The organism is Paenibacillus pinihumi DSM 23905 = JCM 16419, from assembly GCF_000422505.1.
GTDB lineage: Bacteria > Bacillota > Bacilli > Paenibacillales > Paenibacillaceae > Paenibacillus_D > Paenibacillus_D pinihumi.
Window position 1 is genome coordinate 69070 of sequence record NZ_AULX01000030.1, and the last position, 12128, is coordinate 81197.

General features: G+C 39.5%; 6 protein-coding genes. 1 reads left to right on the top strand and 5 read right to left on the bottom strand.

Annotated features, from left to right (window positions below):
* From H583_RS0111490 to H583_RS0111500, 4 genes are all read right to left on the bottom strand, one after another.
* On the bottom strand, positions 1–7383 hold the full coding sequence (locus H583_RS0111490; RefSeq protein ID WP_028560597.1) for a non-ribosomal peptide synthetase: 7383 nt from the start codon (positions 7381–7383) through the stop codon (positions 1–3).
* Between the two features lie 93 nt (positions 7384–7476).
* Positions 7477–7605, bottom strand: coding sequence for a transposase (locus H583_RS37985; protein ID WP_081667150.1), 129 nt, complete (start codon positions 7603–7605; stop codon positions 7477–7479).
* Positions 7606–7629: 24 nt separating this feature from the next.
* Positions 7630–7881 carry a phosphopantetheine-binding protein gene (locus H583_RS0111495; RefSeq protein WP_028560598.1) on the bottom strand — a complete coding sequence of 84 codons (252 nt, stop codon included), beginning with the start codon at positions 7879–7881 and terminating at the stop codon, positions 7630–7632.
* A 278-nt stretch (positions 7882–8159) separates the two neighbouring features.
* Positions 8160–9782 carry a B12-binding domain-containing radical SAM protein gene (locus H583_RS0111500; RefSeq protein WP_028560599.1) on the bottom strand — a complete coding sequence of 541 codons (1623 nt, stop codon included), beginning with the start codon at positions 9780–9782 and terminating at the stop codon, positions 8160–8162.
* Positions 9783–9914: 132 nt separating this feature from the next.
* Here H583_RS0111500 and H583_RS32645 point away from each other — a divergent pair, with 132 nt between their 5' ends.
* A complete protein-coding gene (locus tag H583_RS32645) occupies positions 9915–10151 on the top strand; it encodes a transposase (protein WP_051236332.1) in 237 nt (78 codons plus the stop codon).
* A gap of 73 nt (positions 10152–10224) precedes the next feature.
* On the opposite strand, the gene H583_RS32650 is transcribed toward H583_RS32645, so the two are convergent.
* On the bottom strand, positions 10225–12123 hold the full coding sequence (locus tag H583_RS32650; RefSeq protein WP_051236334.1) for a carbamoyltransferase C-terminal domain-containing protein: 1899 nt from the start codon (positions 12121–12123) through the stop codon (positions 10225–10227).
* Between the last annotated feature and the right edge of the window lie 5 nt (positions 12124–12128).

Here is a 12128-nt window from a genome sequence, read left to right on the forward strand (position 1 = left end):
CTACCCTTTGCGTTTTTGCAGTCGCCGTTGTTTTCTATCCTTAATTTTACTTAATTCCTCTTCGCTCGTTATTTTTACATCATCGGCACCTTTAGGAGCATTCAGTTTATATAAATATTCAGCTAAAGCCAGCACCGAAGAATACCTGAAAAGTTCTACTATTGTGAGGCTGATATTGAATATCTTACGTATATTCAGACATAACTGAATAACATCCAGCGAGGAAGCGCCCATATCAAAAAATGTAGCATTTTCTTTAATCTCAGCGAATCCGAAATAGTCCCTGACGATCGCCCCCAGAGATTCTTCAATCTCTCTTAAAGACATGGTTTGCAGAGTCAATTGCTTCTCAGATGCGGCATTATTTAACGCAAGATCCTTTTTATAAACCCATTTTTTCAATCTTCCGGACAATGGCACAGATGAGACTGCGACCTGGGGAATATTTCGCAATGCCAGCACCCGCTCCATAGCTTCTATCCCCTCTGCTATGCTCATAAAGTAATCGGTGACGGATGCATTGTTGTAATCAAATCTCGTTTCTTTATTTTCGATATCCCAGCCTTCCCAGTTGACACTGATCCAGCGGGTCTCTGAACTATCCCTTGTGCCAGCAAAATAATCCAGATAAATATTAGCTGAGCTGTAAGCTGCAAATCCCAGTCCGCCGACAATGGAAGAAATGGAAGACATTAAAAGGCAGAAATCCGGCTTACGGGTTTTTATAAGCTCTGCGAGCACCTGCACGCCTTCTATCTTCGGATCAAATTGCAAGTTGACATCATCCGGTGTAAGCTCATTCAGTGAACGGAACAAAGATGAATCACTTGAAGTCGGGGCGAATATAACCCCGTCCAGAGAACTGTATTTCTCATCAATTATTTTAAAGACCTTTTCCATTTCTTCGGATTTATGAACACCAGCGGCAACGTAGATACACTCGGAGCCTAGAGACTGGAGTTCTTTCAATCTCTCTGCTTTTCGCGCGGCACCGGCATCCCTTGAGCTTTCGCCAGTGTCCGAAGAAAGCTCCGTCCTTCCGGTTATGATAACTGTAGCCTTATAATTCTCCAGAAGGTAACGGCACAGGTGGAATCCTACCCCTCCCAAGCCGCCAACCACAAGATAAACCCCTTGTTCCTTTAGAGCCCCATTCCGCTTTACGGATTCTTCAAGTTTTAAAGGCTGATAATCCAATTCCCAGCGGATTTCATTTCTGTAAGCCGTCATAGGGTTTTCGGAATTTTGCCTAAGTTCCTGTTCGATATATCTATAGGAAGAATCATTGTTGCCAAGTGCTTTTTCATCCAGCTCCAGGCATTGGAATGATAAATTATTGATTTCTTGAGCGGCGACCATTGAGGCACCGATAACCAATGATTTCTCAGGTACTCTTGATTCTCCGCCTGAAATACGGTGAAGATTGGTAGCCAGATTCATCAGCTTAACATGATTTTGAAGATTACATTCCTGAATCGCATCAGTCATATACACAGTAGCCAGAAAGTAGGTCTCATTTATATCACCGGCTGCCCGTTGCCTGCTGTTATCTTCAGCTGCAAGACCGAAACAGTTAATAATATAATCGAGTTGATTACCATCGCGGGTGATTTCCGTCACCAGCTCCTTATATTGCGAACGACAACCAAGATTAAGCACATAGGAATTTTCCTTTGCAGGAGCAAAGGATTTCCCAGGAAATACGACAAAAACTTTATATCCTGCATGATTCAAGTATTCGATCAGCCCTTGAGAAAAATCATTTTCCTCGCACAGAACCAGTACACCGGAATTTATTTTTTCTGGAGTGCTCTCCAGCAGCAGACTCTGCTTCCAGACAGGAACATAAAACCAGTCAGGCAAAGATTTGCGGCTGTCATCGTTCTCAACGGGAAGAGCCTGGGATGTTTTGCTCTCTAGCCAAAAGGATTCTTTTTTGAAGCTATACGTTGGCAAGGATAACCGTGAGACCTGTTCGGTAGAGCAGAAATACTCCCAATCGACAGCATATCCAATTGACCATAAAAAGCCGGTAATATTGTTGAACGCGTCTTTTTCCGTTTCGAGAGGATTTAAGCAGGTAACTCCCTCTTGCTCAACAGACTCTCCGGCAAAACACATGATTCCTGCCCTGCCCTTTTTATTTTGATTTACCCATTCGACAAACTCTTCCACCGGGGACTCCCCCTTCTCCTGTAACAGGAAGGAGACAGGCAGTTGGTCATTTTCCCTGGAGAACCAGTTCCGGGACTTATGAGACCAGCACGGGATAGAAGGAACAGCCAGATCCCCCGCATAACCTTCAAGCCCCCTGCCCTTTTCTTTCATCATTTCCAGGGCGTTTTCAAAGCTTAATACCCCGGCCAGACACAAAGCGATGATCTCATTGTCCCCGTATCCTGCCACCCCGGCAGGTTTAATCCCAAGAGAGATAAACATCTTGGCATAAGAGTAAAGAAAAATTGTATCTATTACTCTGTTGAATTCTTCATTAGCAACTTCGCCGGCATTGGAAATTCGCGCTGCAAAATATTCACTGAGTCCGGGGAAGGAAACGCTATCCCCAATCAAAATGTTTTGCTCCAACTCCTTTTTCAATAAAGGCTCGGCAAAAAAGCAATCTATATTTTTAAAGAATACGCCGTCAGTATCATTGCCAAAAACAAAGTAGATGGCATCCTCTCCATTGCTTTCATCGGCAACACCTGCCTGCTGAGTTTTTTCCAGCTGTTCGATCCCCTCAGACAGATCTCTGCAACTTACATATCTGCGATATTTAAAATGTTTTCTGCCAACTTGTAAGGTATAAGCGATATCCGGCAAAGCAAGGCCAGAGTTGGCCTTGAAAAATTGAATGTACTTTTCTGTCAGCTCATTTAAAGATTGTTCCGTCATGGCGGAGACCAGAATCAAATGATTGGATCGCTGTGACGGTCTCCTCTCATAAGACGGAGCCTCTTCCAAGATAACATGGGCATTTGTTCCGCCCTGCCCGATCGAGTTTACAGAAGCCCTGAGAGGATGACCTGTTTCCGGGAATTTTTCGGCTTCGCTCCCCACATAAAATGGACTGTCGATTAAATCGATATCCAGGTTAGGGACATTAAAATTCAATGTCGGAGGAATCGTTTTATTCTTTAACATAAGAACGGTTTTTACAAAGCCTGCAATACCTGAAGTACAATCAAGATGACCAATATTAGTTTTAATAGAACCTATGGCACAAAAAGCTTTCTCCTTCGTATCAAAAGCCTTTGTGGCAGCTTCTATTTCTATTAAATCGCCCATCCTTGTTCCGGCTCCATGGGTTTCCATGTAACTTATTGAAGTCGCAGGTACCCCGCTTACCTTTAAAGCATCCTGGATAACATCAGCTATTCCTTCTACACTGGGAGCATAATAACCGACTTTTCGGTCACCGTCATTATTGACAGCAGATCCTTTGATTACCGCATAAATATGATCTTTATCAGCCAGTGCATCCTCTAGCCGTTTCAGGACGACAGCTGCCGAGCCTTTGCCAGGGACAAAACCATCCGCGTCATTATCAAAGGTTTTACACTGGCCGTCTTTTGAATAAATCATCCCATCTTCAAAAAGATACCCGCTCTTATCCGGCAGAGGAACGATCGTTACACTTCCCGCCAGAGCCATAGAGCATTCTGAACGCAATAAGGATTGAGCTGCCGTATGGATCGCGACAAGAGATGTCGAACAGGCGGTATACAAAGATACAGCTGGACCTTTTAAGCCAAGTTTATAGGCAACAAGCTGGCTCATATAATCTTTATTGCTATAGAGCTCTGTAGTAAATAAACCGATTCTCTCCGCCATTTCCGAAAACATGGATGTCTTTTCCCAAAACAAATTCGGGGAAGCGCTCGCAAAGATCCCGATAGGTTTAGGATATTTCCCGGGATCATACCCTGCATCTTCAAGTGCTTCCCAGGCAACTTCATGAAAAACCCTTACCTGAGGGTCCATGACCGCAGCTTCATTCGGTTTATAACCAAAAAACTCCGGATCGAATAAATCAATCCCTTTCATAACTCCCTGAGATTTCACATAGTTCGGATTATTCTGCAGCTTTCTGTCAACGTTTGCCTTATCAAGCTCCTCTTCAGAAAGGACAGAAATTGAATCGACTCCGTCAGCGAGGTTGTTCCATATTTCATAAATATCAGAGCCGGCAGGAAGACGGCCGGACATCCCTACCACGGCAATGTCATGGGCAGTTCCTTCTTTCGGCTCCATTCGTTCGCTGATGATAGCGGTTTCAATTCCACCTGAAATCAATTGAGCTTGTTTTCGAATCGTCGTATACTGGAACAACTCTGCGATTTTAATTTTTTTGTCGAATGTACTATTGATCTTATTATTCAGCTGAATAAGAATGATCGAATTACCGCCCACATCAAAGAAATTTTCCTCTAGCCCGATCATTTCCCTTCCGAGGAGTTCTTTCCATATACGCAAAAGTTCTTTTTCGTGATTCGTGTTAGCATCTCTTGAAGGAGTCTCCTGTAATCGGACAGCGTTCATGTTATTTAATTTTTTGTAATCAATCTTCCCGTTTAAGGTATACGGAATCTCCTCGATCTGCTTAAATTCCGCAGGAATCATATAGTCCGGTAAGTAGCGTGCCAGTTGCTCCCTCACGTAAGCGGGGCTCAAGCTGCTATCGGCTTTATAGAAGGCAAGAATTCGCTTCCTGCTGTCATCATATTCATTAACAACGGCAATGCCTTCCTCGATCCCCCGGATATTACGCAAGTTTGATTCGATCTCTCCCAGCTCGATCCGATATCCCCGGATACTAACCTGATTGTCAATTCGGCCCATGAAATCAATATCGCCACCGGGAAGCCATCTGGCCTGATCCCCGGTTCTATAAAGGGTTTTGCCTGCTATAATCTCCGTCGTGAATTTTTCTGCTGTGAGCTCCGGGAGATTTAAATAGCCACTGGCGACTCCGAGCCCGGCTATGCATAGCTCTCCGGGAACTCCGATCGGTGCAAGTCTTGATTCGGCATCCACAATAAAAATTTGTGCATTTTCTATTGGTTTTCCAATAGGGATTTTAGTAGTACCGGCGTCCAAATCTGCACAATTATAAAATGCAGCACAAACGGTGGCTTCCGTCGGTCCGTAAGTATTATAAACAGAACAGTCTTGCTTCAATCGGTCGATATATTCATTCTTGAGCACATCGCCGCCGCTGATAAACAGTCTGACATCTTTCAACTTTTCCAGCTTGTTCAGTTCATTCAGCATCAGCGGCGAGCAGGAAACAATGGATACTTTCCGTTCTCGTATAAACTTATGAACCTCATCGATATCAAGGATATTATCATGATTCAGTATGGCTACTTCCCCCCCGTTTACCAGGGCAGGGTAGATCTCCTCAATACTCGCATCAAAAGCCAGAGATGCCTGCTGGAGAACAACATCTTCTTTATTAACAGCAAACTCTTTCGAGAAACAATTGACATAGGATGCTGCATTTTTATGGCTTACCATAACTCCTTTTGGATTCCCCGAGGTTCCTGAGGTATAGATGATGTAACAGCAGCTATTAATATCAATATCAACTTCAATACTGGAATTATCTAAAGCAGTTGAATTTTCAATATGCGTAAGATTAATTATTTTCCCGTCATAAACTTTTGTGACCTTTTGAGCCGTTGAACCTGCAGCTATCACGCAGGAAGCCCGGCAGTCATTTAAGATATAACGGAGTCTCTCTTCCGAGGTCAACATATCGATGGGTACATAACAGCATCCAATTTTTTGGACTCCCAACATGGCGGCAACAGCCTTTACTGACTTCGGAAGGAATAAGGCAATTGTACTGCCGGGAGTAATGCCGCTTTCAGTTAAAGCCCGTGCAATATTATCGCTCATGGAATTCAGTGTTTTATAATCTATCTTCTCATCAGCTGTACTTATAGCCATTTTTGCAGGGTAAGTATGAGCGGCCTCTTCAAATTGCCTAACTAGAGGGATAGAGGCATCCAAAGTAAGATCCTCTTTATTAAACTCTTCAAGAATGATCCTCTTCTCCTGAAGACTGAGCAGACTCAGTTCATCGCAAGTCCCGTTAAGATTAGCCGCAACCTGCTCCAGCATAAATAAAAAGTCTTTGCTCAATCTTTGGATAATAACCGGATCTATTGCAGCCTTATCATATGAGAAGGTTATTTCCATAGAGTCAAATAATTCAATTCCGACAATCAAGGGATAATTGGAAAATTCCCAAGAGGCGAAGGATTTCAGCTGTAATTCGCTATTACTCAACTTCTTCATGTCCACCGGATAATTTTCAATGACCATAATGGAATTGAATAGTTCCCCGCTCGTATTGCCGTATTTCTTAATATCGACTAATGGCGTCGTACATACTTCCTGCTGTTCACCGATAGCCCGTGTTATCTCTTCAATAACATCCAGTATTTTTTTATTTGCTGAAAAGTCTATTCTTAACGGAAGCGTATTGATAAAAATTCCGATTGTATCCTCAAAAGATTGTCCGTCTATCCCTCTTGAAGACAGAGTATAACCGAGGGTGACTTCCTTATTGTTTTGATACGTCTTCAGCATAGCTCCATACACAAAATAGCAGAAGGATGAAAGGAGGACGTTCCTTTCTTTTAAAAGACTTTCGATTCTCTTTTGCAGCTTACTTTCGATGACCATCTTTTCTTCCATATATAATGCTGCTTTATTATCACGGGGGGTAATGAACCAGTTTAATTCAACATCATGCCCCTTTAAGTAATTGGTCCAATAGGCCTCTTCTTTCTTTTTATCTTTTCTTACCAGATTTTTTATATAGTCCTGATAAGTCCCCTTGCCTGCCGGAAATTTAATATTTTCAGGTTCAAGACCGTAAAAACGGAAAAAATCCTTTAACAGGATATATGTACTCCAGCCATCATACAAAATATGGTGATGAGTGATAAGCATAAAATGTTTATGCTCATCAAAGGTACACAAGGTTACCCGGAAAGGGACCTCATCCAAAGAAAAAGTATCATTTCTGTCTTTATCCAGAATTTCAGCATACTCCCGCTCACGATTGTCCGGAGATACCGTGGAGAGGTCAAAAAAACGGATGGGAAGGAGATGCTTCTTCAGGTTAATCTGAATCGGATTATTCAAACCTTCCCAGCGGAAAAGTGTTCTAAGCATCTCATGTTTCTCAACGATCTTATTCCACACTTTATTAAAAGTGACAGGAGTCATCCGGCCTTCCAATTCTATAGCCAATTGGGCATGATATATTTGAGAGGCAGGCTCCATAAGATAGTGAAAAAGCATCCCCTCCTGCACAGGTGTAAGCCGCAATATATTTTCCACATTATTCTTATTAAGAATTCTCATTTATTAAACCCCCTTCTCAAATGAATAAAAATGCTGAGTTGCTCATAGCTCGATCCTGGTCATGATCCTGGAGTCTTCATAAGATCCCTGCGTTCATAACTGTTCTTGTATGTATTTTTTGATTGCATCTGCTGTGATATTTCCTACTGTAAACACATAATATCCTCTTGCCCAAGATGCCTTGTTCCCTTTGGTTGTTTGATCGAGATGCTTATCAAATATTTCTCAGACATTTATTCCATGGCGTCATTCGTATAAACGGGTCTCAATGTAAGATAACAAACTGCTCAAAGTTGACAATTTGGTATACTCAAGATTTTCATCTTCAATTTCAAAATTAAATTCGTTCTCAAGTAATACAATGAGTTTAACAAAAGCAATAGAATTGATACCATAATTAGTTAGTACATCATCTAACTTGATTTCATCCACATCGGTGGTAAGTTCCATGTTTTCTTTCATAATCCTTCTAATCTTTGCTTCTGTTGATTCTGACATATATACCTCCAATAAAATATTATAGTATTTCTTTTCATTATATTATGAAATCATCTGATAGCATCTTATGGTGAATGTATTCCAGAGTGTAATAGTATCTATTATCTGAACGACCCTGCACTAAACGTGCAGGGATTCACCTCTGCGACTGAAAGTCGCAATTCCGGCTAAAGTTCCGACGAAATCGTTATGACTACACTGAAAGTGCACTGAAATGTCCTCTTGCTTAAGCAAATGGAAGTCTGCAAAATAGCCAGATGCCCAAGATGCTGTGCTCCTTACAGTAAAACCTTACTTAGGTATTCAGGATTTAGTTTGATCAGGCTTCGAATCAGCGAGTATCGTTTGTTTTGCATTTTACTCATCATTTCCGTCAAATACTGGTGATTCAATTCATCATCAATGATTCCTGCAAACAAATTTCTATCGTTAGTGGTTTGAGACATGTTCAACAGCTTGCTATAACAGCTGTAATTCTTTTTGTTCAAATCAAGGATGAATGCATCAATATAATTCACGAATTCCTGAACCAACAGCTTTGCCGGAATATGTTCATCTCCATCGTAATAATTAAAAAACACTGTTAGAAAACACTTGTATCTTGAAAGAGGCTCAAAGATATTTCCAAACATCTTCCTTTTTTCCAAGAAATAATTCTCCAAAAACTCATAAAGATTTCCAATTCTTTCGTCGGCAAAACGATACCCGATTGCTTCGTCATATTTCGCATCTTCTAGCAATCCATCTTTCTTTGTAGCTTCATACAGTCCCGCTCCTTTTGAAAGATGCAGCTTACTCAAATGGCCAAAACCACCCAATAAGTTATACTGATTCATAAATTCCATATTCTCATATAATTTGTCGTAGGTGGAATATGGGTTGAAATTAATGAATCCCATATGGTAATTTATATCGTTCTTTTCGAGATCGTCCAGTAGTTTTCTTGAATCATCGACTGTTACCCCTTTGTTATACAGCTTCAAATCGTCATCGTTGCCAGCCTCTATCCCAGCAAATACACCAACTAATCCAGCTTTTTTCAGTAGGCCCAGATAGTTATCCGTTGCTTTTTTATACATATCCGCCCGTAAATCCAGCATAAAAAAAATCTTCAAATCCCTGCGCAAGATTTCTTCAGCAAGTTTTACTCCTCTATCTAATGTAGGGATTTCAAAACTGCCATCGGCAATCGAGAAGTTAATGATACCAAGATCTCTATTTATCTCTTCCATCTCGTCGACGACCTTTTTGATGCTCCTTCCCCTCCAACCACGAGTTTCGCCGCCCTTCCAATATTCAGGAATAATGCAAAAGCTGCAATTCATATAACATCCTCTGGAGGTTGACAAATAAGCTTGTTTTAATTTATGTTGCACGATAAGGTCCCTACTTGGAAAGGGAAGGATGTCCAGATCAGGAATCAATGTCGCCTGCTCATTCATGATGATTTCACCATCATGATTCCGATACGTCAGCCCTTTTACCCCGGATGGATCTCCGTCGCAATTTAGGCACTCAAGCAATTCAAAGGTTGTAATTTCGGCTTCTCTTTCTATGGCGTAATCGATATACTCCAGCTCAGACAGTATTTCACACGAATAATTCAACACAGCTGCTCCTCCAATAAATAGCGTGGTATTCGGCAGCCTGTCATGAAAAACATCAAGCAATTTATAGCCGTACTTTTTCGTAGGTTCATTAATGCATAATCCCAGAAAATCCGGACGGTAATTAACAATATCATCAATATAGTCCTTATCGACGGTATCATCATCCTCTTTTATAATGGGGGTAGAGATTTTAACCATGTAACCCTTTTCTCTCAGATAGGATGCAAGGAAACATATTTCCACTTCTTCAGGTTCACCCACAGCACTTAACAAGACTTTGTTTTTTTTCATATATTATTCTCCTTTTTTCATTTTTTTGTAAAAGAAAGAACCGCTTCGGAACTATAGCGGCCAAAGGCGTAAAAGTTATCCTTATACAAAGCCTACAAAGCTTCGTCGCGTCTAGCCAAGGTAGACTGGGCTTTGCAGATACGAGAACTGTTACATGTCCATTATGCACAAGCCAAGCGAATCCGGCTCGTAATGGACAACTTAAACATGGATACGATTGCATCACTTTATGAGGCATTTCTTCCTTCTGAGGTACTCAGCCTGGCCAAACGCTTGGAGATCCACTATATATCCAAGCATGACAGTTCAGCAAATATTGCCGAGATCGAACTCAGTGCACTTACGCTGCAATGCTTGACTCGGTCATAGGACTAGCTGCTTTCCAGAAATACCTTATACTGAAACCGTTAATGAAAAACAAAGTATGCTGACCTCTTTAATGTTATTCATTAAATTTCTTAAATGACTTTAACATTTTTTTGAAAATACGCTTTAATACTATAATATCGTCGTCATTATCAACACTATATTCATGCAAATCAGATGCTGAAAAATACAAATCATATTCAGCCAGAGTTAATTTTTTTTCAACCTGATTTGCATAAATTGAAAAGCACTCATGCTTTCTTGATTTAGGAGTATCTGTAGAAAATTCTGAATGGTTTGTTAAAACAATTCTATGCCCGTTTATGTACATAATCTTAATTCTTTTCCTTAAGGCAAAATTCAAAGCTTCTTCAATTGTATTAATTATAGGTTCTCCCTTATCATTTAAGGATGTATTACATATAATGGGTACCCCGGTAGAAGCATAGTATTTTTTCATACATAAATACAATTTCTCATTCATTTTTTCGTTTAAAGTTTGAACTCTTGCCGTTTGATCCAAATGAATAATCGCAGGGACAATATCTTTTTTTTCATCTCTCAACACAAAATTATTAAGCATGTATGGGGATTCAAAAGAATCTTTAAACCAATTTTCCAATTGTTCATTAAGAATTATTGGGGCCACAGGCCTCCACCATTGTCTATTTTTATATAAATTAAGTAAATCCTTTGAACGCTCCTCTGTAGCAGTAGCTAATATACTGCGATGTCCCAAAGCACGTGGTCCAATTTCTGCCCTTCCATCAAACCAAATAATGGGGCCATTTGATATATCATCTGCAAAGTAATCTATTGTATTTTCAATAGAAACAATAAATTTTTTATATTGTTCTTTATGTAATACATTTATATCATCATCCCTATCTCCATAATAGGCATGTTCTAATTTGAAATTAATTCTATTGCAATATTTATAAAAATAATACAATCCCATACCTATAGCTTGTCCGCCATCATTAGCAGATGGTACAATTAATTGTTTTTTAAATCCATATTTATGCATTAAATGAGTGTTAGTTGGACAGTTTAATGCGTATCCGCCTGATAAAGAAATATTTACTTTTGAAGGTTCTAATTTAAATCTCATTATAGCTTGGTCTATCGTATTATCAATTTGTTTTATAGAAATTTCTTGAATTATTTTAGCTGCCATGCTAATTTTATTTTCATCTTCTGTAAAACGCTCATCAAAAAAATTATACTTATTACCAATATCTTTTTGAGTATAGGAATTAACATGTTGCAAAATTTTATTTATTAATTTTGCAGGGCTATCTTGGAGTGTCTTATAGATTTCCAACAAATCATCATCATTATAAATTGTTTCTAACGTTGTGCACTGCGTAGCGGTCGCTAATGCCATCAAAGTTCCTTCTTCTAATCCCGTTTTACTTGCTAATTCTCCCCAATATGGACCTGGTGATGGAACATGAAAAAATTGAATTTTACCTTTTGAACTAAATGCTCCTATATAATCATTTCTTTTTTCAAAATCTCTATTATCAAGAAGAAAATCAGCTCCACCATCAACTGCTATAGCCAATATGTCTTCATTATAAAAAATATCAGTATCTATCATCAATGATGAAAATAAATGCGCCAAAGAATGGTAGGTATACTCCGGGCCTAAATCTTTATCATAATATTTATTTACATTTGATATTATAGGGGTACCAATTATATCTACTATATCGTCTATACATAGATCATAGTCACTTAATAACATATTAATAAATTCTATGGCACTTTCTTTATCGTAAAATGATATGGAATGATGTTTGTATCCTGTGATACGTTCAAATTCCCAATGATGGACCAATTCTAAATTTTCATTTTGTTTTTTCCATAAAGACATATTATGATCATGCCTTAAACAACTTTCATAGTTGTTCAAATATTTATTAACACAACTATAAATTGATATATAGTATCCATCTTTTAAATTATTCATTAATA